24 protein-coding genes are annotated in these 23,145 nt (G+C 42.8%); 5 read left to right on the forward strand and 19 right to left on the reverse strand.

Annotation, left to right across the window (positions count from 1 at the left end; all coding sequences use genetic code 11):
* Positions 1 to 86: 86 nt before the first annotated feature.
* The 5 genes from smpB to MKY71_RS14890 form a co-directional block, all read right to left on the reverse strand.
* Positions 87 to 551, reverse strand: coding sequence for an SsrA-binding protein SmpB (smpB, locus tag MKY71_RS14870; RefSeq protein ID WP_340733152.1), 465 nt, complete (start codon positions 549 to 551; stop codon positions 87 to 89).
* A gap of 69 nt (positions 552 to 620) precedes the next feature.
* Entirely contained in the window at positions 621 to 3,029 is a 2,409-nt protein-coding gene (gene rnr / locus MKY71_RS14875; protein WP_340733153.1) for a ribonuclease R, read from the reverse strand.
* 272 nt (positions 3,030 to 3,301) lie between these two features.
* On the reverse strand, positions 3,302 to 4,048 hold the full coding sequence (locus MKY71_RS14880) for an alpha/beta hydrolase (RefSeq protein ID WP_340733154.1): 747 nt from the start codon (positions 4,046 to 4,048) through the stop codon (positions 3,302 to 3,304).
* Between the two features lie 261 nt (positions 4,049 to 4,309).
* A complete protein-coding gene (gene secG / locus MKY71_RS14885) occupies positions 4,310 to 4,537 on the reverse strand; it encodes a preprotein translocase subunit SecG (protein WP_251690282.1) in 228 nt (75 codons plus the stop codon).
* Positions 4,538 to 4,761: 224 nt separating this feature from the next.
* Positions 4,762 to 5,010, reverse strand: a complete 249-nt coding sequence (locus tag MKY71_RS14890) for a hypothetical protein (protein WP_340733155.1) — start codon at positions 5,008 to 5,010, stop codon at positions 4,762 to 4,764.
* A 179-nt stretch (positions 5,011 to 5,189) separates the two neighbouring features.
* Here MKY71_RS14890 and MKY71_RS14895 point away from each other — a divergent pair, with 179 nt between their 5' ends.
* On the forward strand, positions 5,190 to 6,119 hold the full coding sequence (locus MKY71_RS14895; RefSeq protein ID WP_340733156.1) for a nuclease-related domain-containing protein: 930 nt from the start codon (positions 5,190 to 5,192) through the stop codon (positions 6,117 to 6,119).
* 30 nt (positions 6,120 to 6,149) lie between these two features.
* Positions 6,150 to 6,440: a transposase gene (locus MKY71_RS14900; protein WP_340733157.1), complete on the forward strand. Its 291-nt coding sequence runs from the start codon at positions 6,150 to 6,152 to the stop codon at positions 6,438 to 6,440.
* A 60-nt stretch (positions 6,441 to 6,500) separates the two neighbouring features.
* Here the strand turns inward: MKY71_RS14900 and MKY71_RS14905 are convergent, their stop codons facing one another.
* From MKY71_RS14905 to MKY71_RS14945, 9 genes are all read right to left on the reverse strand, one after another.
* Positions 6,501 to 6,677: a phosphomannomutase gene (locus tag MKY71_RS14905; protein ID WP_340733158.1), complete on the reverse strand. Its 177-nt coding sequence runs from the start codon at positions 6,675 to 6,677 to the stop codon at positions 6,501 to 6,503.
* A 330-nt stretch (positions 6,678 to 7,007) separates the two neighbouring features.
* Entirely contained in the window at positions 7,008 to 8,423 is a 1,416-nt protein-coding gene (locus MKY71_RS14910; RefSeq protein WP_340733159.1) for a DHA2 family efflux MFS transporter permease subunit, read from the reverse strand.
* 1,181 nt (positions 8,424 to 9,604) lie between these two features.
* The gene (eno, locus tag MKY71_RS14915; protein ID WP_079524408.1) at positions 9,605 to 10,897 is read right to left on the reverse strand and encodes a phosphopyruvate hydratase; all 1,293 of its coding nucleotides are present in this window, start codon (positions 10,895 to 10,897) and stop codon (positions 9,605 to 9,607) included.
* A gap of 76 nt (positions 10,898 to 10,973) precedes the next feature.
* Complete coding sequence (gene gpmI / locus MKY71_RS14920) at positions 10,974 to 12,515, reverse strand: 2,3-bisphosphoglycerate-independent phosphoglycerate mutase (RefSeq protein ID WP_340733160.1); 1,542 nt, start codon at positions 12,513 to 12,515, stop codon at positions 10,974 to 10,976.
* Positions 12,508 to 13,269, reverse strand: coding sequence for a triose-phosphate isomerase (gene tpiA / locus MKY71_RS14925; RefSeq protein WP_340733161.1), 762 nt, complete (start codon positions 13,267 to 13,269; stop codon positions 12,508 to 12,510). Before tpiA ends, gpmI begins: the two co-directional genes overlap by 8 nt.
* A 123-nt stretch (positions 13,270 to 13,392) precedes the next feature.
* Positions 13,393 to 14,577 carry a phosphoglycerate kinase gene (locus MKY71_RS14930; RefSeq protein ID WP_340733162.1) on the reverse strand — a complete coding sequence of 395 codons (1,185 nt, stop codon included), beginning with the start codon at positions 14,575 to 14,577 and terminating at the stop codon, positions 13,393 to 13,395.
* 286 nt (positions 14,578 to 14,863) lie between these two features.
* Entirely contained in the window at positions 14,864 to 15,874 is a 1,011-nt protein-coding gene (gene gap / locus MKY71_RS14935; protein WP_340733163.1) for a type I glyceraldehyde-3-phosphate dehydrogenase, read from the reverse strand.
* 66 nt (positions 15,875 to 15,940) lie between these two features.
* Positions 15,941 to 16,969, reverse strand: coding sequence for a sugar-binding transcriptional regulator (locus tag MKY71_RS14940; protein ID WP_340733164.1), 1,029 nt, complete (start codon positions 16,967 to 16,969; stop codon positions 15,941 to 15,943).
* 171 nt (positions 16,970 to 17,140) lie between these two features.
* Positions 17,141 to 17,374 carry a glutaredoxin family protein gene (locus MKY71_RS14945; protein ID WP_340733165.1) on the reverse strand — a complete coding sequence of 78 codons (234 nt, stop codon included), beginning with the start codon at positions 17,372 to 17,374 and terminating at the stop codon, positions 17,141 to 17,143.
* A gap of 53 nt (positions 17,375 to 17,427) precedes the next feature.
* Here MKY71_RS14945 and MKY71_RS14950 point away from each other — a divergent pair, with 53 nt between their 5' ends.
* On the forward strand, positions 17,428 to 17,805 hold the full coding sequence (locus MKY71_RS14950) for a hypothetical protein (protein ID WP_340733166.1): 378 nt from the start codon (positions 17,428 to 17,430) through the stop codon (positions 17,803 to 17,805).
* Positions 17,806 to 18,116: 311 nt separating this feature from the next.
* Here MKY71_RS14950 and MKY71_RS14955 read toward each other — a convergent pair whose 3' ends face one another.
* Positions 18,117 to 18,878 carry a TPM domain-containing protein gene (locus tag MKY71_RS14955; RefSeq protein WP_340733649.1) on the reverse strand — a complete coding sequence of 254 codons (762 nt, stop codon included), beginning with the start codon at positions 18,876 to 18,878 and terminating at the stop codon, positions 18,117 to 18,119.
* Between the two features lie 68 nt (positions 18,879 to 18,946).
* A complete protein-coding gene (locus tag MKY71_RS14960; protein ID WP_340733167.1) occupies positions 18,947 to 19,537 on the reverse strand; it encodes a LemA family protein in 591 nt (196 codons plus the stop codon).
* 97 nt (positions 19,538 to 19,634) lie between these two features.
* Between MKY71_RS14960 and MKY71_RS14965 the strand changes: the two genes are divergently transcribed.
* A complete protein-coding gene (locus tag MKY71_RS14965; RefSeq protein WP_339173375.1) occupies positions 19,635 to 20,246 on the forward strand; it encodes a spore coat protein in 612 nt (203 codons plus the stop codon).
* A gap of 148 nt (positions 20,247 to 20,394) precedes the next feature.
* Positions 20,395 to 20,571, forward strand: coding sequence for an asparagine synthase (locus MKY71_RS14970; RefSeq protein WP_079524417.1), 177 nt, complete (start codon positions 20,395 to 20,397; stop codon positions 20,569 to 20,571).
* Between the two features lie 149 nt (positions 20,572 to 20,720).
* On the opposite strand, the gene MKY71_RS14975 is transcribed toward MKY71_RS14970, so the two are convergent.
* The 3 genes from MKY71_RS14975 to MKY71_RS14985 all read right to left on the reverse strand — a co-directional run bounded on the left by MKY71_RS14975 (position 20,721) and on the right by MKY71_RS14985 (position 23,060).
* Positions 20,721 to 21,176 (reverse strand): nucleotide-binding protein, encoded by a 456-nt coding sequence (locus tag MKY71_RS14975; protein ID WP_339196000.1) that lies wholly within the window; start codon positions 21,174 to 21,176, stop codon positions 20,721 to 20,723.
* 170 nt (positions 21,177 to 21,346) lie between these two features.
* Positions 21,347 to 21,559, reverse strand: a complete 213-nt coding sequence (locus MKY71_RS14980; protein ID WP_339173380.1) for a hypothetical protein — start codon at positions 21,557 to 21,559, stop codon at positions 21,347 to 21,349.
* 19 nt (positions 21,560 to 21,578) lie between these two features.
* The gene (locus MKY71_RS14985) at positions 21,579 to 23,060 is read right to left on the reverse strand and encodes an NCS1 family transporter (RefSeq protein ID WP_340733169.1); all 1,482 of its coding nucleotides are present in this window, start codon (positions 23,058 to 23,060) and stop codon (positions 21,579 to 21,581) included.
* Between the last annotated feature and the right edge of the window lie 85 nt (positions 23,061 to 23,145).

Consider the following 23,145-nt stretch of genomic DNA (forward strand, 5'->3'; position numbering starts at 1 on the left):
AAGAGATGTGTTAAAAATAAACAAATTTACTTCACACATCTCTTTTTGGTCAATCTATAAATGCTGTTAAATACGTAGGTTTCCGCTTACTGCTGGCGATCCTTGAAAGCACGTTCCATATCACGCTTCGCTTCTTTTTTCTTCATATCATGACGTTTATCGTAATCTTTCTTACCTTTTGCAAGACCGATCAATAGCTTCGCATAGCCGTCTTTAATATACATTTTCAGCGGAACGATTGTGTAGCCGTCACGCTTTACGGCACCGACTAATTCACTGATTTGCTTTTTATGTAAGAGCAGCTTGCGTTCGCGTAAAGGATCATGGTTGTAGCGGTTCCCTTGGTCGAATGGCGAAATATGCATATTTTTTACCCATGCTTCTCCACCCATAATACTAATATACGCTTCCTTCAGCTGGACACGGGCACCACGTACGGATTTAATCTCCGTTCCTGTCAGTACCATCCCTGCTTCAATCGTTTCTTCTATGAAGTAATCATGGCTCGCTTTTTTGTTTTGAGCTAAAACTTTCCCTGCGCCTTTTGCCATTCGTTTTACACCTCTATTTTAAAGGTAGAGAGCTATGATGCCGAAATTGCACCATAGCTTCACACCTTACTATTTCTTTTTACTTTTTTTCTTTTTGCCTTTTGCGATGCCTTCATAAAACTTCGGCTTATCGCCTGATTTACCTTCTTTGCGTCTCCCGCGTGGATCACGGTCAGATGAGCCTGAACGTTTCGCTTTTTCAGGACGTGCCTTACTGCCACCGCGCGATTTGCGGTCACGTTTTTCGCCTGTACGCTCATCATCTTTTTTGCGGCCTTCTCTGCGACCTGCATGGATGACTTTCGATGTTTGGCGACGAGCCGGACGTGGGCTGCTCACCATATCGACGATTTCAAAGTCGACAGAAGATTCCTCGATCACGACATTCGCCACACGGATCTTCACTTCATCCCCGATACGGAACTGGCGGCCAGTACGCTCACCGATCATCATCATATGACGATCTTCAAAACGGTAGTAATCGTCCGTCATATTCGAAATATGCACAAGACCTTCCACCGTATTTTCAAGCTCTACGAAAATACCGAAGTTCGTAATCGAAGAAACAATCCCTTCGAACTCTTCCCCAATTTTATCGGACATAAACTGCGCTTTTTTCAGTGCATCCGTATCACGCTCTGCTTCAACGGCACGACGCTCACGACCAGAAGTATGGTCCGCAATTTCATCCATTACCGCGCTCCATTGCACAACCGTTTCCTTCGATGTATCGCCATTAATCAAATACGTACGGATTAAACGATGGACGATTAAATCCGGGTAACGACGGATTGGTGATGTGAAGTGTGTATAGAACTCTGTCGATAAACCGAAGTGGCCTAATGACTCAGCATAATATTTCGCCTGCTGCATCGAACGTAACAGCATCGTTGAAATTACCGGCTCTTCCGGCAAGCCTTCAATCGAACGAATGACTTCCTGTAATGCTTTCGGGTGCACCGAGTTCCCTGTACCTTTTATCATAATACCAAAATTTGTCACAAACTCAAAGAAACGTTGCAGTTTTTCCGGCTTCGGATCTTCGTGAATACGGTATAAGAACGGCAGCTCCATCCAGTGGAAATGCTCGGCAATCGTTTCGTTCGCTGCAAGCATGAACTCCTCGATCAGACGCTCTGCTACTGTACGTTCGCGTAACACGATATCAGTCGGCCAGCCGTCTTCATTTACAAGTACTTTTGATTCTTTGAAATCAAAGTCAATCGCACCGCGCGACATACGTTTATTGCGTAAAATTTGCGCTAAATCGGCCATATCTCTGAACATCGGCACTAAACTTTCATAGCGCTCCATTAATTCCGGGTTTTCGTCCGGATTTTCTAAAATGTTGTAAACGTCCGAATACGTCATACGCTCCGTTGTTTTAATGACACTTTGGAAAATTTCATGCTTCACCACTTGACCGGCTTGGTCGATTGTCATTTCGCATGACAATGTTAAGCGGTCAACTTGTGGGTTCAATGAACAGATACCGTTCGATAAACGGTGTGGAATCATCGGAATTACACGGTCCGTTAAGTAAACAGATGTCGCGCGTTCATATGCTTCCTGATCGAGTACAGAGCCTTGTGTCACGTAATAACTAACATCCGCAATGTGAACACCAAGCTTGTATGTGCCATTGTCATTTTTTACAACCGTTACGGCATCATCCAAGTCTTTCGCGTCCGCACCATCGATTGTGACGATCACTTCATTGCGAAGGTCACGGCGTCCGACTAAATCCTGTTCGCTAATCTCATCCGGTACATCGACTGCCGCTTGGACAACCTCAGCAGGAAATTCTGGCGGAATATCATATTTATACAGAATCGATAAAATGTCCACACCCGGATCATTTTTATGACCTAAAATTTTCGTAATCATCCCTGTCGCAGATTTCGTCGCATCTGGCCAGTGCGTTACTTCTACAACGACTTTATGTCCGTCGACCGCACCCATTGCGTCCTCTTTTGCGATAAAGATATCCATATTTAATTTTTTATCATCTGTAACAACAAACCCAAAACCGCGATTTGCCTGGTATGTACCTACAAATGATGTTTTGCTGCGTTCGACGATTTTCACGATCGTTCCTTCACGGCGGTCACCTGATTGTTCCTTTAATACACGTACGAGCACGGTATCTTCATTCAGTGCACCGTTCACTTCATGTGCCGGAATGAAAATATCGTCCATGCCTTGTTCTTCCGGTGCGACGAAACCGAATCCTTTGGCGTTCCCGATAAAGCGGCCGCGCAGTAAATTCATGCGTTCCGGTAAACCGTAGCGATTTGAACGGGAGCGAACGATTTGTCCTTGCGCTTCCATTTTTACGAGTGTTTTCACTAACTCACGGAACTCATCCGCTTCTTCTAATTCAAGTACATCTTCAATTTCCGATACAGTCATCGGTTTATAGCCTTCATCCTTCATCATATCAAGGACGCGCTGTTGTAATTCATTTTTTTGTGTCATGTATTATTTCCCTCCTTTGAACAGAAAATAAAGTTTCTTACGATGTTGTGCTTTTGGAATGAACTTTTCGTTTAGCACCCGTGGATTTCCGTTTCGGCGGACAAGAATTCAAATCAAATTTATTTGTTTTAAATTCTTTGCGCCGAGGATGACGGCAATTTATTGCGGTCACCGCAGAAGCAGCATATTAGAAAGTCGCCGCCTACACTCCAATCCACTGTAAAAATTCCAAATTACAAAGTTTCGTAAAAAACAAAAATTTATTCACACCATTAGACTATCCAATCTAACGAATTTAAAAACGTGAGAACTTCTTCATGAAGCTGGTCTTTTTCTTTGTCGAGTGTGATGACATGGCCCGAATGCTCATACCAGCTGATTTTTTTGTCGATCGATTCGACGGTGTCATAAATAATATTGGCTGAATCGGGGTTGATGACTTTGTCGTTGCGCGCCTGGATCACCAAAATCGGCGCATACAGTAAGTCGATTGTCTCTCGTACATCGTAAATCAGTTGCTGCAGTTCAGGCAGTGATGCCATTCCCTGCTGCTTGATCGCTTCAATCTCTAATTCAATTTCCTGTTCACTTTTACCTTGTTGTTTTTTATATTGTTTTGCATATTCAAGTACGCCTTCAAACATAATGTCTGTCGTGCGCATCGTCATCGGCGAGCACATCGTGACAACGCCTTTTACCGGATGACTTGTCGCAAGCTTGAGTGAAAATACGCCACCGAGCGATAATCCTGCAACGGCGATTTCTTCATAGCCTGCCTCTTTTAATTGTGTATACCCGTTTTTTACATCTTGCCACCATTCTTCGGGATTTGAGACAATCAGTTCTTCAGGCGGAACACCATGTCCTTTATAATGCGGGGCAAGCGATGTGTAGCCGTGCTTTTCCAAAAAGCGTCCAAGCATCCGCACATCTGCCGAACTACCTGTAAATCCATGTAATAATAAAACCGCTCTCGGTCCAGCCTGAAAGAAGAACGGTGAAGACAAAGCTGATTTCATATACGTGGCTCCCGTCTTGTTCCATAATATGAAGAATACGATCCAATCACACCATTGAATCTTCAATCAATTACGCCTCGGCATAATTGCGTCTAGATTCGTCTTTGTGCTTGCACAAAGAACTCCTTATCGAATCTATGACATCCGCTGAAAGATGTGAAGAACTTTCCATTTCTTCTATTATACTGCGTTTCCTGCCACACTAAAAGAAAAAGCCCAACCTAGCATTAAATGCTTGGTTAGGCGTTTAATTTCAATCGATTAGAATTTCGTAATCGCTAGTGCTAATACGAAGAATGCAACAGAAAGAACGATTGTTGTGCGGTGCAGGACTAGATCCATTCCGCGAGCTTTCTGTTTACCGAACAGTTGCTCAGCTCCACCAGAGATGGCACCTGATAAACCAGCGCTTTTACCTGATTGTAATAATACAACAACGATTAAGGCTATAGCTACGATAATAAGTAATACTGAAAATAACGTATGCATTTGCTCCACCTCCTAAGTATGGACGTCACAATACAAAATAGTATATCAAAATGAGGGGGCCATTACAATATTTCTTGGAAATGAACAACATATTTTAGCCAACCATATCCACTCTTATTCAAACGGTTGAAATGGCATTCGCTTTCTTCATTTTTCTTAAAAGAATTGAAAAAAGCATGATACCCGCAATTTAATACGGGCACCATGCTTTTCATTCGTTTTAATTAGTCGTTGCTGTTGTCATCTGCATTATCATCAACAGCGCCATCAACATCTGTATCGTCATCTAAAGTATCTTCTACGTTGTCATCGTTATTGTCGTTGTTGTCATCAACATCTAACTCAACATTCGTATCGTCAGTGTTGTCCTCCATTAAGCCATCATCTGTACCGTCATCGATGTTGTTGTCGATGTTCGTATCGTCATCATCGTTACATGCTGCAAGTGATAATGATAGTAATACCGTCATCATTAGCGTGGGTGTTTTTTTGAGTTTCATAATGTAATAGCCTCCTTTGGTGTATGCTTTATGTTTCCCCGATCTCTGAAAGAAAAACCTTTTTTTAATTTTCCGCCGTAAAAAGTTATTTTCAGGCTTTGTATTTTCTTCCTGATTTATATTCGCTATAGTGAAATGAGGAGGTGAAAATCATGCAGCAATCCAGGCATTATTTATTTGTCAAAACATTGTTGAATCGCATGAAAATGGATGATTTGGACGCACCCGCAATCGAACAGGAATTTTACCGATTGGAGGCCGGCTTATCAGGAGAACAAAAGTTAAAACGGCTGCTCTCGGACTATCATTTTAAATCCGCTTCCCATATTTTTTATAATTTTGAATGCATCAATTCAAAAGGTTTTACCCATCAAATGGACGCTTTGCTCATTACACCGCATTTTGTCGTCGTCATGGAAGTCAAACAAATGTCCGGCACCCTTTTCTATAAACCCGCGCTCCATGAATTTTCCCGCGTCCATGAAAATATCAGCGAAAACTTCCCCAACCCGTTTGACCAGGCATACCGCCATCAGCTTTTTTTAGAACATCAATTCAAAGCGTGGCAAATCTCCATTCCCGTTTACCACATCGTCGCGCTTGCCAATCACCGCGCTACACTCGACCATTCCCTTTCCAGTTTCCCGATCATGCATATGAGCGGCATCCCGAGATTTATCGAAAAACTGTATAGACAGCACCCGAACCCCCGAGCAAATATTACTTTTCTGCAAAACCAATTAGAGCAGCTTTACGAACAGCTTCCCCCGCGCCGAACGATTGAAAGGAACCGGCTCCGCAATGGCGTTCTTTGCAGGGAATGCGATTATGCCAATGAAATGCATTATAGGCAAGGCTATTTTCTTTGCCTGGTGTGCGGTGTGAAAAGTAAAGACGCGTTGTTCGAAACTTTTCTACAATACCGAATTTTAGTCGGCCCCCGCATAACGAATAAAGAATTCCGTGAGTTTTTTAATATATCCTGTATCCACATTGCTTCGAAACTGTTGGCGAGAGCCGGTTTGGAGAAGCACGGGGTGAATAAGGGAACGTATTATTTGATACCGGAGAAGTTTGAGTAGATATACACTAGAAGAAAGGACGTGACACATATGATGGAAAAACAACGCCGTAACCATGTGGATGCGGCAACTAAAGAGCTCATTATTAGATCTGTTGCGGAAGACGGCGCAAAAGTTGCTGATATTGCCGGTCGATATGATGTCGGCCCATCGACGGTCCATCGGTGGGTGAAAGAATACCGCGCGTCATTGACAGACTTGGTTCCAGAGAGCGAATTGAAAAAAATAAGGGTATCGTATGAGAAGAAAATCCGTGCGTTGGAAGAAGAGAACGAAATTTTGAGAAAAGCGATTCGAGGATTTTCGGACATTGAACGGTAGTTTGAGAGGCAAGAGACAGACCCCCACATTCTGTATTCGGGGGTCTTTGTCTGTAATGTTCTAATATATCCGAAAAAGTTCTAATATAAATTTATTTGTTCTAATAAATTGCCGATTTTCTAATATAAATGCGGTTTGTTCTAATAAGGGTTCCGGATGTTCAAATAAAGTATCTACTTCTTCTAATATCCTGTCGCCATTTTCTAATAAACCTCTCGATTGTTCTAATAAAATCAAGGAACGCTTTCTCCCGCCCTATTCTATCAATAATAAAAGCTCTCCAACGCCTCAAATACAAGGAACTTCTAATATCCATCACCGTTCTTCTAATAACACTCGCATTTCTTCTAATAACCCACTAGTTTGTTCTAATAAAATCACGGCATAAATTCTCCCCGCCCATTTCACCGGCAATAAAAGCTCTCCAACGCCTCAACTTTGGGGAATCTTCTAATATCCCCCGTATTTCTTCTAATAACCGGCTCCCTTGTTCTAATAAAATCCCCCACGCCAACAAAAAACAGCACCGGAATCCCCCCGATGCTGCCCCAAAACATACCTGTTAAATTAATTTCCAACCGGCTTGCTGTTCTTCACGAAGAACGAGCCAACCAAGCCTAATACCGAAACGACTGTCACGACGATGAACGCTGAGTGGACACCGTGTGCTAAAAACTCTGCCGGGAGGGCGTTGCTGAATTTCTCGATATAGTTTTGCTGACCGATTGTGTACATTGTGATCGCAATGGCTGTACCCGAAGCACCGGCGATTTGCGTTAATGTGTTTAATGCTGCAGAACCGTCAGCAAATTTCTGCGGCGCCAATGAGTTCATCGCATTTGTCTGTGCCGGCATGATAGACATCGATACTCCGACGAAGAACACACATAAGTTTACAATGATAATCCATGTCGCTGTTGTGGCTGAGATAGTTGTTAAAAATACAATCATTGACACTAATATCAATGTAAAGCCGATACGTGTAAAGATTTTCGCTCCGACTTTATCGAAGTTTGACCCAACGATTGGTGACATGATGATATTTAGGATGTTCGCCGGCAACATGCATAAACCGGCAGTTAATGCGGCGAATCCTAATACTGTCTTCAGGAACATCGGCACTAGGATCGCTACCGAAAGAATCATGAACATGGTCGCAACCATTAACGCGACACCTAAAGAGAACATCGGTGATTTGAATACTGATAAGTCGATCATCGGCTCATCCATTTGTGTTTGACGAACGCCGAATACGACTAATAAAACTAACCCCACGACAAGAGGAACCCAAACGATCGGTTTTGAAATCGATTGCTCCGCCAATGTTGCCAATGCGAATACAACGCCGCCAAAACCGAATGTAGAACATAATAAGGATAATAAATCGATTTTCGGACGTGTTACGTTTGACACGTTATCCACTTTAGATAGCGCTAAAACGATGACAAGGACATAAACGACCGCCATGATCCAGAAAATATAGCGCCAGCTTAAAGATGTTACGATTAAGCCTGCGATTGACGGACCTAATGCCGGACCTGCTGTTAAAACTACCCCTACAATCCCCATTACGGCTCCGCGCTTTTGCACCGGAAAAATCATCATGATAACACTGAACATCAGCGGTAAAATAATCCCTGTTGCAAATGCCTGTACGAAACGGCCTATCAGTAATACCGCAAAGTTCGGTGCCAATGCTGCTAATAATGAACCGATTACGGCCAACAAAATTGCCGAGACGACTAATTGACGTGTAGTAAACCATCGGACTAAATAGGATGATAACGGAACTAATACGGCCAATACTAATAAATAGCCGGTTGTTAACCATGCGGCAGATGCTGCTGATACACCGTAGTCATCCATAATATTTGTTAACGCCATGTTTAATGCCGTTTCACCAAATAAACCAACGAATGTACTGATCATCATAACAGCCGCCATACCTTTTGGGCTTTTTACATTGAAAAAAGGTGCTGCCATTTTTTGTTTCCTCCTATTGATAAGACTCTTTTATGAAAGATGATAATTGCTTCATATCATGCTATTGCTGTCACTCTTGTCACAGCACGCTTTAAAATATATCAAATTTTTTCCTGGAAATTCAATTGTTTATGTAATAACTTTTAGATCCGTTGTTATAATTGTGAACAAATATATTCCAATATTTCCCTTTTATGGAGCTATGTTTCGTAGACATTATTTTACATATTCTTATGAAACCGATTGCAATCTCACCCCCCAAAATTTAAACAACATCTGAAAAACCGCGCCACATCAGCATCAGTAAGTTGATGCATTCTCATTGCTAGGAAAATGAATTATTTTGCAATAGTTTTTCGCGCATTTAGTACTTAAAAAAGGCTAATTGTGAACACCTTCCTACAGCTTTCTTAGACAGAACCAACATTCCGCCCACTAGAATAGAGAGTCCCACATTTGAGTCTCTCTGGCTTTTCTAATATATTCGAAAAAGTTCTAATATAAATTTATTTGTTCTAATAAATTGCCGATTTTCTAATATAAGTGCGCTTTGTTCTAATAAGTGTTCAAGATGTTCAAATAAAGTATCTACTTCTTCTAATATCCTGCCGCCATTTTCTAATAAACCGCCCCATTGTTCTAATAAAATCCAGACACGAATTCTCCACGCTCTATTCTCTCGGAATAAAAGCTTTCCTCCACCTCAAATACACGGAACTTCTAATATCCCCCTACGTTCTTCTAATAACACTCGCATTTCTTCTAATAAACGACGCAAATGTTCTAATAAAATCCAAGCAAGCTTTCTCCCGGCCCTACTCATTAGGAATAAAAGCTGTTTTTCGCGTCAAATTCAACATACTTCTAATATCCATCCTGGTTCTTCTAATATCACCCAGCTTTCTTCTAATATCCGTCTCTATTGTTCTAATAAAATCCAGACACGCTTTCTCCACGCCCTTTTTACCCGGAATAAAAGCATTCCTCCACCTCAAATACACGGAACTTCTAATATCCACCCACATTCTTCTAATATCACTCGCATTTCTTCTAATAAACGACGCAAACACGGCTTTTTTCCGCAAAATTAAACGACTCACACCGGAACATTCACCCCGCCCCACTCCCCAACAAAAAAAGACACCCGCCAAAAAGCGAGTGCCTGATCAACCGTCAAACAGTTATTTAATATTGTAGAATGATTTTAAGCCTTCAAAACGGCTAGTTGCGCCTAGTTGGTCTTCGATGCGTAGTAATTGGTTGTACTTCGCAACGCGGTCCGTACGAGATGGTGCACCAGTTTTGATTTGACCTGCATTTGTTGCAACCGCGATGTCAGCGATTGTGTTATCTTCTGATTCGCCTGAACGGTGAGAGATTACAGCTGTGTAGCCAGCGCGTTTCGCCATTTCGATTGCTTCAAATGTTTCAGTTAATGTACCGATTTGGTTTACTTTGATTAAGATTGAGTTGCCAACACCTTCTTCGATACCGCGAGATAATTTTGTTGTGTTTGTTACAAACAGATCGTCACCAACTAATTGTACGCGGTCGCCGATACGCTCTGTTAATAGCTTGTGGCCAGCCCAGTCGTTTTCGTCTAAACCGTCTTCGATTGAGATGATTGGGTATTTAGAAGTCAGCTCTTCGTACCAAGCAACCATTTCTTCAGAAGTTTTTTCTACGCCTTCACCAGCTAAAACGTATTTGCCTGTTTCTTTGTTGTAAAGCTCAGAAGACGCAACGTCCATAGCTAAACGGATTTCTTCGCCCATTTTGTAGCCTGCTTTTTCAACTGCTTCGATGATCACTGTGATTGCTTCTTCATTTGAACCTAAGTTTGGAGCGAATCCGCCTTCGTCACCTACAGCTGTGTTGTGGCCTTTTTCTTTTAATACAGTTTTTAAGTTATGGAAGATTTCCGTACCCATACGTAATGCTTCTTTGAATGATTTAGCACCTACTGGCATTACCATGAATTCCTGGATGTCCACGTTGTTGTCAGCGTGTGCACCACCGTTTAGGATGTTCATCATTGGTACTGGTAATTGCTTCGAGTTGAAGCCACCTAAGTATTGGTATAAAGGAATATCCAGGTAGTCAGCTGCTGCATGCGCTACTGCCATTGACACACCTAAAATTGCGTTTGCACCTAATTTACCTTTGTTTTCTGTTCCATCAAGTTCGATTAACGCTTGGTCGATTACAACTTGGTCCAATACAGAATATTGACCTTCAAGTTCTTCTGCGATAATTGTGTTCACGTTTTCTACCGCTTTTTCAACACCTTTACCTAAGTAACGGTTTACGTCCCCATCGCGTAATTCCACTGCTTCATATTCACCCGTTGAAGCACCAGATGGCACGATTGCACGGCCGAATGCGCCTGATTCTGTGAATACTTCTACTTCTACTGTTGGGTTACCGCGAGAATCTAATACTTCACGAGCATATACTTGAGTAATGAATGGCATAATAAAAAACTCCTCTATTGATAAATTTAGTAGGTGCTTGCACAAGGACAAGCTATATAATTAACCGCGCGATCAATTACTGTTCGCTTGGCATAACTAACGATTTTCCTGTCATCTCTTCAGGTTGGGCAATATTAAGTAATTCCAGCATTGTCGGTGCCAAATCGGCTAAAATGCCGTCTTCATACAGCATGGCACCAGGCTTCGTCACAATAACCGGCACCGGGTTTGTCGTATGTGCCGTCATTGGCTTGTCATCGAGTGTCACGACTTCATCCGAGTTCCCGTGGTCAGCAGTAATGATCGCATAGCCGCCTTTAGCAGTAATTGCATCAACGACTTTCCCTAGACACTCGTCCACCGTTTCGATTGCTTTGATTGTCGGTGCAAGCATTCCTGAATGTCCGACCATATCCGGGTTCGCAAAGTTTAAAATGATCGCATCGAACTTCTCTCCTGCAATAGCTTCCAGTAAAGAATCCGTCACTTCATACGCACTCATCTCCGGCTTCAAGTCGTATGTTGCCACTTTTGGAGACGCGATTAAAATACGTTCCTCGCCGGCAAACGTATCTTCACGACCACCACTCATAAAGAACGTCACATGCGGATACTTTTCCGTTTCCGCAATACGCAGCTGTGTTTTACCTGCTTTTGAAATCACTTCACCGACCGTATTGACTAAGTTGTCATTTTCGTATGCCACATCCGCTACAACATCATCGCTGTAATGTGTAAACGTAACGAACTTCAGATTCGTCGGATGATTTTCTGAGCGTGGCATTGCGTCAAATTTTTCATTTGTAAATAAAGACGACAATTGAATCGCACGGTCCGGACGGAAGTTGAAGAAAATGACCGCATCGTTCGTGCTGATCGTTGCGGCAGGTCTGCCTTCTTCTGTCACGACAAACGGCACAACGAATTCATCATGCAGTTCACGTTCATACGAAGACTGGACACCTGCTGTTGCAGTGGAAGCTGTCTGGCCGATTCCGTCAACTAATGCATTGTACGTTAAGCCGACACGTTCCCAGCGGCGGTCACGGTCCATTGCATAATAGCGACCATGAATCGAAGCGAACTTCCCGATCCCGATTTCTTTCATTTGTTTTTCTGTTTCAAGAATATATCCAAGTGCTGTCGTTGGACCGACATCGCGGCCGTCAAGGAAACCGTGAACATATACTTGTTCAAGTCCATTTGCTTTCGCCAGTTTCAATAAGGCAAATAAATGCTCATAATGGCTATGAACACCGCCATCTGAAAGCAGCCCCATCAAATGAAGCTTTGACCCATGTGCTTTCGCATGTTCAACAGCCGCAAGAAACGATTCATTGCGGAAGAAGTCGCCGTCACGAATCGATTTATGAATACGTGTCAGGGACTGGTATACAATGCGGCCAGCCCCGATATTCAAGTGTCCAACTTCAGAGTTCCCCATTTGACCTTCCGGCAGACCTACTGCTTCACCACTTGCTGTTAATGTCGCATGTGGGTACGCATGCCAGTAACGGTCAAAATTCGGTTTATTTGCTTGTGCTACGGCATTACCCTTCACTTCATCGCGAAAGGCAAAGCCATCTAGAATAATTAATGCAACGGGTTGTTTAGGCATTTGCTGCCGCCTCCAATAATTTCATGAATGATGCTGGTTGTAGGCTTGCTCCTCCTACCAATGCGCCATCGATATGCTCTTTTGATAAAAGCTCTTCAATGTTTTCAGGCTTTACACTGCCGCCGTATTGAATGCGCACTTTTTCAGCTGTATCTTTTCCGTATAATGTTTCAACCGCCAGACGGATCGCGCAGCATACTGTATTCGCATCTTCCGCAGTAGCTGTTTTCCCTGTTCCGATTGCCCAGATTGGCTCATATGCAATGACCATATGCTCTACTTCAATTGGAGCAAAGTCTTTTAACGCTTTTGTAATTTGGCGTGCTACTTTTGCTTCGGTTTGATCTGCTTCGCGCTCTTCCAACGTTTCTCCGCAGCAAATAATCGGTACAATGCCGTAATTGATGGCAGCACGGATTTTTTTGTTGATCGCTTCGTCTGTTTCATTGAATAGCTCACGACGCTCCGAATGCCCTAAAATAACATAATCGACATTGACATGGGACAGCATTTTCGGGCTGATTTCCCCTGTAAATGCGCCTTCGTCTTCAAAGTGCATGTTTTGTGCGCCAATTGCCAGGCTTGAATCTTCTGCCGCTACGACAAGTGTCGGTAAATATAATGCAGGCGAACAGATGACCGCATCAACTTTATCTGGAGAAGGAATCTCTTGTTGGATTTCTTCGATAAAATCAACTGCCTCATCAAAGGACTTATACATTTTCCAGTTTCCTGCTATGATCGGTTTTCTCATTCAAAACCCTCCATTTTTAAAAGATTCTGTTCGTTGATTTCCGCTTAGGCAGATACTTTCGTCGGGCGCTCCTGCCTTCGCATCAACCAACTGTTTCAACAGATATTTTAGCCTATAAACGATTTATTTATCGTTTAACGCAACAATTCCCGGTAATTCTTTACCCTCCATTAACTCTAATGAAGCACCGCCGCCTGTTGAGATATGGTCCATTTTCGAAGCGACTTCGAATTTTTCTACCGCTGCAGCTGAGTCGCCGCCACCGATAATTGTGTAGCCGTCTGTTGTTGCCATTGCATCCGCAACTGTTTTCGTACCGTTTGCGAATTTTTCCATTTCGAATACACCCATTGGTCCGTTCCAAATGATTAGTTTTGATTGCTTAATGACTTCTGCATAGTTTTCAGCAGTTTTCGGTCCGATATCCAGTCCCATCCAGTCAGATGGAATGGCATCGATTGCCACAACTTTAGTTTCCGCGTCTTTCGAAAACTCGTTTGCTACGACAGCATCAACCGGCATATGCAGTTGTACACCTTTTTCTTTCGCTTGTTCGATAAAGCCCTTTGCCAGCTCGATTTTATCTTCTTCCAGCAAGGACTTCCCGATATCGTGACCCATCGCTTTGACGAATGTAAATACTAAACCGCCGCCGATAATCAGGTGATCCACTTTATCCAATAGGTTTTCAATAACACCGATTTTATCTTTAACTTTCGCTCCACCAATAATTGCTGTGAACGGGCGCTCTGGATTTGATAATGCTTTACCTAGTACGTCCAGCTCTTTCTCCATTAATAAGCCCGATACAGCCGGTACATGTTTTGCAATACCTTCTGTTGAAGCATGTGCACGGTGAGCTGCGCCGAACGCATCATTTACATAAAGGTCCGCCAATTTCGCAAACTCTTTTGCCAGTGCTTCGTCGTTTTTCTCTTCGCCTTTATGGAAACGAACATTTTCAAGCAGGATTATTTCGCCGTCTTGCATATTGTTAACCGCTGCTTCTACATCTGAACCAATTGATTCATCCAATTTTTTGACTGGCTTGTCCATTAATTCTGAAAGACGTTCGCCGACTGCTGTTAAGCGCATGTCCTCGTTTACTTCACCTTTTGGACGGCCAAGATGTGATGCTAAAATTACTTTTGCTCCAGCGTTTACTAGTTGTTCAATTGTTGGAATAGCTGCACGAATACGCGTTTCGTCGGTAATGCGGCCCTCATCCATCGGCACATTAAAATCGACACGCACAAATACGCGTTTTCCTTTTACATCTACATCGTTCATTGATTTCTTTAAAAACATACTGAAAATCCTCCTTCATACTCGTTCGTCAATTATTGTGGATCGTATACTCGCTAGTTAAAATAGTAACAAAATTCGATAAGACTGTCTTGATATCGCCTCTGTTTTGTATATTTATCCTTATATCCGAAAAAAGAGCGGTCCGGGTGAGTCCCTGCCGCTCTTTTACCCTTATTTATTATAAGGTTTACCTGTATTAAAGGCTATACTTTTTATGCCTGTTTCCTTTTAATATGTCACACTTTTTCTTTAATTCCGAAAAAGTATGTCACATTTTATCGGATGATTACTCTTTAATCCCTTGTTTTGCGATATATAAAGCTAAATCCATTAAACGAGTTGAGTAGCCGATTTCGTTATCATACCAAGAAACGACTTTCGCCATACGACCTTCCATTACCATTGTTGATAAACCGTCAATTGTAGATGAAGCCGGGTTACCATTGTAGTCGATTGATACTAACGGTAATTCATTGTAAGCAAGAATGCCTTTTAAGTCGCCTTCAGATGCTTCTTTTAATGCTGCGTTGATTGAATCTGCTGTTACGTCTTTATCTAACTCAACTACTAAGTCAACACATGAAACATTTGGTGTTGGAACACGCATTGAGAAACCGTCCAATTTGCCTTTTAATTGTGGCAATACTTTTGATACGGCGATCGCTGCACCAGTAGTTGTCGGAATCATTGATACCGCGCCTGCACGTGCACGACGTGGGTCAGAGTGCGGGAAGTCAAGGATACGTTGGTCATTCGTATAAGAGTGAATTGTTGTCATCATACCGCGTTTGATGCCGAACTTTTCATCCAATACTTTTGCAAGTGGTGCTAAACAGTTTGTCGTACAAGAAGCATTTGAAATAACATCTTGTGCCGGGTCGTAATCTTCGTGGTTAACGCCCATTACATATGTTGGCATATCGCCTTTTGCTGGTGCAGAAAGGATCGCTTTTTTTGCGCCGGCTTCGATATGTTTTGATACTTCTTCCATTGAACGCCATCTGCCAGTACATTCAAGAACTACATCTACACCAAGTTCACCCCATGGTAAATTTGCAGGATCTTTTTCTGAAAGCACTTGAATGCGTTTGCCGTTTACGATAAATGCATCATCTTCCGCTTGAACGTCTGCATCATACACTCCATGTACTGAGTCGTATTTTAATAAATGTGCAAGCTGTTTCGCGTCAGTTAAATCATTTACTGCAACTACTTCAAATTCCTCGTGCTTCATTGCTTCACGGAATACTAAACGTCCGATTCGTCCAAATCCATTGATTGCTAATTGTAATGCCATGTGTAATTCCTCCAATAACTTTATTATTAAAATAGTATGTGTAAAATCATACTTTTAAAAACATGTTTAATTTTCAAGAATTGTACTTGCGGTTTGCTCATCTGTAATCAAAATCGTTTGCGATGCGGCATTTTTAAAATACGCCTGAATCGCAGCCGCTTTATTTCTGCCTGCCGCAATGGCAAGAACATGCTTCGCTTTGTTGACTTGATCACGCTGGATTCCAATTGTCCTCAGATGATGAACCGTGTCTCCATTTGCATTGAAATAGTAGCCGAATGCTTCGGCAACCGCGCCTTTTTCCTCAAGTAACTGCTGCTCATGCTGTGAACTTTTACGTCGAAGCGCCATTTCCTGTGCTGCCCCGATTCCGTGAATAACGATGTCCACCTGTTCATAAAGTGTTATCATCTCCCGAATGATCGGTTCATCCTTCATCGCTTCATACGCCTGCTCACTTAAATGCTCCGGCAAAAACAATGTGCGGTATGTTGCCCCGCATCTTTTTGAAAACTTCGAAACAATTGTATTCGCCTGGAATGTCATCTCATCACCCATACCACCGCGTGCCGCAATAAATGTGGCGTCGCTCAACACCGGGACATCCGACAAATATTCCTTCATCGATGCAACGCTGCTGCCGCCTGTTACCGCAATGTTGGCTTTCGCAGGTGCGATTTGCTGTAATACTTGTGCCGCCACTTTACCGAGCTGCTGCTTTACCGTTTCATCCTGTTCGGCATCACCAGGCACAATGATGACACGTGCGATGCCAAAGATGTTTGTAAGCTGCTGTTCCATCGCCACAATACCGGAAAGCTCACGATACAGTTCGTAAAGCTGCTCTATTACTTCATACCCTTTCGGCGAGCAAATCATGCCTTTTTTTTGAATCAAGATCAATTGCTGTTCGCTCAGGACCGTTGTTTCATTCCGGATATCACGCTCTGTCATCTGTAGCTGTTCTCCTAAAGCACGTCTACCAATTGGGCTAAATGTCGCAATTGCTTGTAAAACTCGAAATCTCTTTTGAAAAAGAGCATCAATTTCAGGCATTAGTTTACGCTCAGCTGCAAAAAATGAAATATCCGTCAAAAAACCACCTACTCGATTTATCCTGTTGGACAATATATGTCCCACATAAATATTTTATGTCCCACATGGGGTAAAAAAAAGAATTTCTGTCTTCATTATAGATCGACCCGGACTGATTTGCAACTTATATGACGGAATTATTCGCAAAAAATAGCGAAAGGGCACCAGTGGCTAGTCCGCCAGCGCCTCGTACAATGTCGCATAATCAAGCTGCCCGTACTGTACAACGTCCCCGTTATACTCAACAACCGGAATCATCAGCATATATTTTTCATGCGCTTCATCGTCTTCTTCTATATTGCAGTGCTCAATCGTAAAGTCGATGTCTTCCTGCACGGTTTTTAACGTATGGAGTCCTTCAATGCAAAGTCCGCAGTCCGGTTTCGAATAAAATTTGATGATCATTGGCAGTTCCTCCTTTTTTTATTATTATAGCGGAGTTTGGGTGGGGATGGGATGTGCGCGTCGGGATTTTATTAGAAGATTTTTTGGTTTTATTAGAAGGTGCGGGTGGGATATTAGAAGTTCGCGGTTGTTTATTAGAAGATGTGGACCACTTATTTGAACATCGGCGACTTATATTAGAAGATCCGCGTTTTATTAGAACTTTCCCGGGTTTATTAGAACATCGCGCATACTTATTAGAATGCGTCCCCTCTATTCATCGGCCGCTTTTATTAGAAATTATTCCGGCTATATTAGAACATCTGGCAGACTTATTAGCAGTTCCCAACCGTATATTAGAACTTTGCACGAACTTATTAGTAAACCGGTGCAGCACCTCAATAAAACTTCACGACCGCATATCAGAAAATGCGGTCAGCTGCTTATATTAGAACTTTTCACGATATATTAGAACATCCGAATTATTTATTAGAAGTTCTCGATTGCTTATTAGAAGATCCGGGCCACTTATTTGAACATCGGCGACTTATATTAGAAGATCCGCGTTTTATTAGAACTTTTCCGGGTTTATTAGAACAACGAGCTTATTTATTAGAAAATGCGCCCTTCATTTTCATCGGCCGCTTTCATTAGAACATCGCACCAACTTACTTGAAAACCGCCGCACACCGCCGCCCGCCCGCACTACAGTAAAAAAGCACCCCACCCGCAACGAGTGAGATGCCTTTCCCTAGAACTATACTTAAAACTTCCTGCCCGCGCCTCCGCCGAATGAGCCGCCGCCACCGAAGCCGCCAAAGCCGCCCGATGAACCGCCACCACCGCCGAAGCCGCCTCCGAATCCACCGAAACCGCCACTGCGGTATACTCGGCGTGCTGTGCGTCGGCGTCCGCCTGGGCCACCGCCACCGCCAAACTTCGATATGATAAAGTAAATAATAATGATGAATATAATGAAGCCGATTGAAATCCCATCCTCTTCATTTGACGCAACAGGCTGTACTAAATCCGCACCGCCTGCTTCACCACCCATTTCTTCATAAAAAACGGAGAAGATGCTGGCAAACGCATTTGTATAGTCACCATTTGCTAAATAAGGCATCATATACGTATCGATCATGCCGCCGAGCTTCCCATCCGGATAATCGCCTTCCAGACCGCCGCCGACCGTAATCCACACATCATTCTGGCCTGGCCCTTGCTCGGTTGTCGCAAAAATAAGCATACCGTTATCGAGCGCTTCATCACCGATTCCCCAACTGCGAATCGTTTCCGTACCGAATTCAAATGCATCCATTCCATCGATCGTATCTATCGTCATCATGACAATGACATTTCCCGTTGAACCTTCGAGCGCTTTTGCCGACTGGATCAGGTTCTGTTCCACATCATCGGACAGGACGTTCGCATAATCATACACGTAAGAATTATAGGCCGGTTTTTCCGGTATAGCTGCCATCGCTTGGAGCGGTACGAGCATTAACCATAGAAGAAGCGATACCATTAATCTCACATACAGTCCCCCTTTTCAGAAGCTTCGGTCATTGCCGACAAGCTTCATTATTCCCATCATTAATCGCCAAAATCGACTGCCGGTGCTTCTTCCACACCTTCCTTAATTTCGAAGTAGTCTTTTTGATCAAAGCTGAACATACCGGCGATTAAGTTTCCCGGGAAGCGGCGAACATCATTATTAAACTGCTGAACCGTGTCATTGTAATCTTTACGCGCTACCGTCAAGCGATTTTCCGTCCCTGCCAGTTCATCCATTAACCGTGTAAATTGTGCATCCGCTTTTAAATTCGGATAGTTTTCAATAACAACGAGTAAACGGGATAATGCAGAAGACAGCTCATTATTTGCGTCCGCCGTTTCTTCTACTGTATTGGCACTCCCGTATTGTGTACGGGCTTCTGCGATCTGTGTGAAAATTTCTTCCTCATGTTCGGCATAGCCTTTCACCGTATTTACTAAGTTCGGTACTAAATCAAATCGGCGCTGCAGCTGGTTTTCGACTTGTGCCCATGCTGCGTCCACTGTCTCTTCGCCTGTAACAAGTTTGTTGTATTTTGGCACGACAAGCATCGCCGCAATGACGATCAATGCAACAATTGCAATAAGGGCGACTAATACAGCACTGCCTCGTTCATTTTTTTTAAACATTTGCCCCATCCTCTCTTTTTTAAAAATGCGTATAAAATTATTGTTCGTTTCCACAATAAGAGTGTTCGAAATATCTTACTATGGAGGTTACTAATTCATGTTTACCCAATCATCCCAATCTCAAGACAATCAAATGCCTTTTTCAACAAATCATGGTGCCCATGAAATACTGGATGTTCATGAAGTACTCAGCGCGATGATCGGCGGATTAAACCAATTCGTCCTGCTCCGTGATCAAGTTCAAGACAGCGAGCTTTTATCTATTTTGGATCGTCAGTACGCATTTATGCTTGATGAGTACAACATTACAATGGAAGCCTTTAAAACAGGCCATGATCCAAAACATCCTACACGCAGCTATAATATGAACATGGGGAACGATACAATTTACGGCATCAAACCTGGTGAAGCGAAAAAACCGATCACTTCAGCAAACGAAATTAATGATGCGATTATTTCAGGCTTCTTGCTAAGTGTCCATAAAATGGGTGCTTCAGGGAAAACAGTTGCTGCTTTAGAAAGCACAAACCCTGTTGTTCGTCGTGTACTGCAAGATTCAGTACCAAACTGCATCGAAATGGCCTATGAACTTTCACTGTATCAAAACAAAAAAGGCTATTACCAAGTACCACAACTGTCACCACAGGATATGAGCACAATGCTCAATATGTACGGCCAAGCAGAACAAGCAAAAAATATGCCTAACTAGTATGCCCAATAAACTATACGAACAAATCATTGTATAGTTTCAAAATTGCCAAATAATTTATCCAATATTTACAATAAATACTTCACACAGAAGTACAAACAATAGGAACGGTGCTTGTTTCACCTACTACGATGAAGGAGGGGCTTTTATGAAAAATATTCGTGAAGGTTTAATTCCGACTGTACTTGGATCAGCTGTCACTGCAACGGGGTATGCGATGAAACAAAAAATCGGTACGAACAAAATGATTGCCAATACCATTTTCGGTTTCGGCCTTGCCCATATAGTATTAGGGGCAATTGACCTTGTAGAACATCGTAAGTAATCAGGAAAAGCGGGTGTAAAGAAATCCGCTTTCTCTACAAAGAAACGCCCAACTTTCTAAAGTTTATAGAAAGTTGGGCGTTCTCTATTTGGTCTTCCTCCTTTTACCTTTGATTGCACTCAGCTTATCGCAAATTTCAGCGATAAGCGCTAATCCATGTTATATCCACACTCCTCGCAAAACTTTTTCGGTTCATCGTACACTTCATTACAGTTGGCGCAATTGTATATATAGGACGCCGTAATATCGTCGATCGTTTGCTTTGCTTTCAGGTCGGGTTTGATTTCCTCCTCTTCGACACCCGCTAATTTACTAAGCTCATTCAATTCTTCAATATCTCTTTCCAGCTGCGCAATCGTGTTTTCTTTCGCCTCAATTTGCGCGAGCTGATAATTCACCATACTGACTGAAAACAGGCTGTTGCGGTTCAAGTTGACGATTTCCCCGATTTGCTGTTTCAGCACTCTGATCTCTTCTTCAATTCCATTGATTTGTTTTCGCAGTTTGGACCGGTCGACCGCAAAAGACGTTTTACTGCTAAGCGTTGTCACCTTCTTGTTGACTTTCTTCCTCCATTTCTGAAATGTGCCTTTACCTCCACCCATAATAACCCTCCACTTCGATCAGAAATTTTTCTGGATTCAACTGGTGCATCCACTTGTTCTTCTTCACAATATGTATTTCCATGTCGAAATATGCCCTCGTTAAAAATTTTTCAGTGCAAATAAAATAAAAAAGGCGCATCCCGTAGGAAATGCGCCTGGCCCTTTAATTTTCAACTGCTTAATTGTTCCATTAATTTACTGGAGAAGTATTTTCTTGTGTCTGCCATTTTAATATGCAGTAAACGCTCATCATGAGTTGCCGGATTGACAAACGTAACGAAAGCTCCTTCCAGATTCTCATCGATCGTTTTAATAATATAGTTTTCAGCAAGCAGTTCATCAATTTGCTGAATTTCTTTTTCTACAAACTGAAATTCTGACATGACCGCACCTCGTTTACATTTAATCTGTTGAAGCTGTTTGCTCTACACCAATCGGTTCTGGCACAGCGTCAATTTCCCAGCTGCGTCCCGCTGTAATACCTAAATATTCATCATCACTCGGATTGACGATTTCAGCTTGTGGATACTTCTTGAACCACCAGTATTTCGCCAGCACATAATAGATTGCAGCCCCTACAAAGAAACCGATAAGTGAAGAGAATGATGGCCAAATATTCGCGATCAGACCGCCAATCACCCAAGCGATAATACCTGCTACATTGACACCTTTCAAATAGCGGTATTGCCCTTCCGCCTCATAAAGGTCCGTTACATTCACTCGACGCTTTCGAAGCAAGTAATAGTCAGCAAATAATATACCGACAATCGAAGAAAGGATACCCCCTACAACAAGAAGTACACTATTTAAAACATCAAACAAGCTCCAAGGTTGAACAACCGTCCCGACAATACCGGCAACGACTACACCGACCCAGAACGGTACTTTCGCTCCGCCGATATTCGAGAAAATCGTCGCAGCCGGAATAACGTTCGCGGAAGTATTTGTCGACCATTGTGCCAGTACGATCATCGATAACAGCATCACGAGGACAAAACCGCCTGCCGCTTGCTGAAGTGCGTTGACCGGATCACCTGAACCCGTCGCCATATAACATACCGCACCGATGACGATCATCAGTGTATTGAAAATTGGCTGAACTACTAAAGAGCCAAGTAACTGTGTTTTATTTCGTTTGAACCAGTTTCGCTCATTTTTCGGTGCTTTGAAGTGACGAGAAAGTGTCGGCATATCCGCAGCCAATGTTGCCCAGAAGCCCATGATTGCCGTAGCGACTACCATGAATGCCGTAAACTGTTCGAAACCAGTTTGCGGTGCTTCCACCCATGACCATACCGCTTTGCCTTGCTCTTTCGCTTCAGCAGATAATTGCAAATACATCCAAATCGAAATAAAGATAATGACCGGTGCAGCGAAATCCGCGAAACGTTCAATTGATTTGATCCCCAGCGATACGTTGAACAACTGCAACGTCGCGAATACTAGGAAACAGATAAACCAATTGTCAAAGCCGACCAAAATGTTCAAAATACCGTTGATCGCCAATGATCCAAAATATGTGTTGATCCCGAACCAGCATGATGCTGTAAATGCACGGGCAAATGACGGGAAGTGCGTGCCGATTGTTCCGAATGGCGCACGCATATAAACAGGAAACGATAAACCGTGTTCAACACCGATATCCCCGATGACGACCATGAAAATCCCGATTAGAATCGATCCAACCAATGTCGCCAGGATAAGCATCGGCATACTTAGATTGATAATTCCTCCCGCACCGATTGCGAATGCGGCGAGTACGATGGCCATCCCTACCCAGATAACCCCAAAGCCCATCATACTAATACTTCGGTTTTCGTGTGTGACAGGAAGTAAATCTGGTGATTTTAAATAGTTGCTATTTGCTTCTTTTCTGTCTGACATCGCTACACCTCTCTTTATTCAATTTTTTGGTCTACAGAGGAAGTCTGTCAGTCACCCGTTGCCGCACATGCGACGTGGGTTAGAC

This window comes from Solibacillus sp. FSL W7-1324 (assembly GCF_038008025.1).
GTDB lineage: Bacteria > Bacillota > Bacilli > Bacillales_A > Planococcaceae > Solibacillus.

Coding starts and splice junctions, on each gene's coding strand:
- eno (WP_079524408.1), bottom strand. CDS start 10,897: ATGCCATTCATTACTCAAGTATATGCTCGTGAAGTATTAGATTCTCGC.
- MKY71_RS14955 (WP_340733649.1), bottom strand. CDS start 18,878: ATGGTATCGCTTCTTCTATGGTTAATGCTCGTACCGCTCCAAGCGATG.
- secG (WP_251690282.1), bottom strand. CDS start 4,537: ATGCATACGTTATTTTCAGTATTACTTATTATCGTAGCTATAGCCTTA.
- gpmI (WP_340733160.1), bottom strand. CDS start 12,515: ATGCCTAAACAACCCGTTGCATTAATTATTCTAGATGGCTTTGCCTTT.
- MKY71_RS14900 (WP_340733157.1), top strand. CDS start 6,150: ATGATGGAAAAACAACGCCGTAACCATGTGGATGCGGCAACTAAAGAG.
- MKY71_RS14975 (WP_339196000.1), bottom strand. CDS start 21,176: ATGGGTGGAGGTAAAGGCACATTTCAGAAATGGAGGAAGAAAGTCAAC.
- MKY71_RS14880 (WP_340733154.1), bottom strand. CDS start 4,048: ATGAAATCAGCTTTGTCTTCACCGTTCTTCTTTCAGGCTGGACCGAGA.
- MKY71_RS14985 (WP_340733169.1), bottom strand. CDS start 23,060: ATGTCAGACAGAAAAGAAGCAAATAGCAACTATTTAAAATCACCAGAT.
- MKY71_RS14895 (WP_340733156.1), top strand. CDS start 5,190: ATGCAGCAATCCAGGCATTATTTATTTGTCAAAACATTGTTGAATCGC.
- MKY71_RS14965 (WP_339173375.1), top strand. CDS start 19,635: ATGTTTACCCAATCATCCCAATCTCAAGACAATCAAATGCCTTTTTCA.
- MKY71_RS14960 (WP_340733167.1), bottom strand. CDS start 19,537: ATGTTTAAAAAAAATGAACGAGGCAGTGCTGTATTAGTCGCCCTTATT.
- rnr (WP_340733153.1), bottom strand. CDS start 3,029: ATGACACAAAAAAATGAATTACAACAGCGCGTCCTTGATATGATGAAG.
- MKY71_RS14930 (WP_340733162.1), bottom strand. CDS start 14,577: ATGTTTTTAAAGAAATCAATGAACGATGTAGATGTAAAAGGAAAACGC.
- MKY71_RS14945 (WP_340733165.1), bottom strand. CDS start 17,374: ATGATCATCAAATTTTATTCGAAACCGGACTGCGGACTTTGCATTGAA.
- MKY71_RS14980 (WP_339173380.1), bottom strand. CDS start 21,559: ATGTCAGAATTTCAGTTTGTAGAAAAAGAAATTCAGCAAATTGATGAA.
- MKY71_RS14970 (WP_079524417.1), top strand. CDS start 20,395: ATGAAAAATATTCGTGAAGGTTTAATTCCGACTGTACTTGGATCAGCT.
- MKY71_RS14890 (WP_340733155.1), bottom strand. CDS start 5,010: ATGATGACGGTATTACTATCATTATCACTTGCAGCATGTAACGATGAT.
- smpB (WP_340733152.1), bottom strand. CDS start 551: ATGGCAAAAGGCGCAGGGAAAGTTTTAGCTCAAAACAAAAAAGCGAGC.
- MKY71_RS14910 (WP_340733159.1), bottom strand. CDS start 8,423: ATGGCAGCACCTTTTTTCAATGTAAAAAGCCCAAAAGGTATGGCGGCT.
- gap (WP_340733163.1), bottom strand. CDS start 15,874: ATGGCATTACAATTAGCAATCAATGGATTTGGACGAATCGGACGTTTA.
- tpiA (WP_340733161.1), bottom strand. CDS start 13,269: ATGAGAAAACCGATCATAGCAGGAAACTGGAAAATGTATAAGTCCTTT.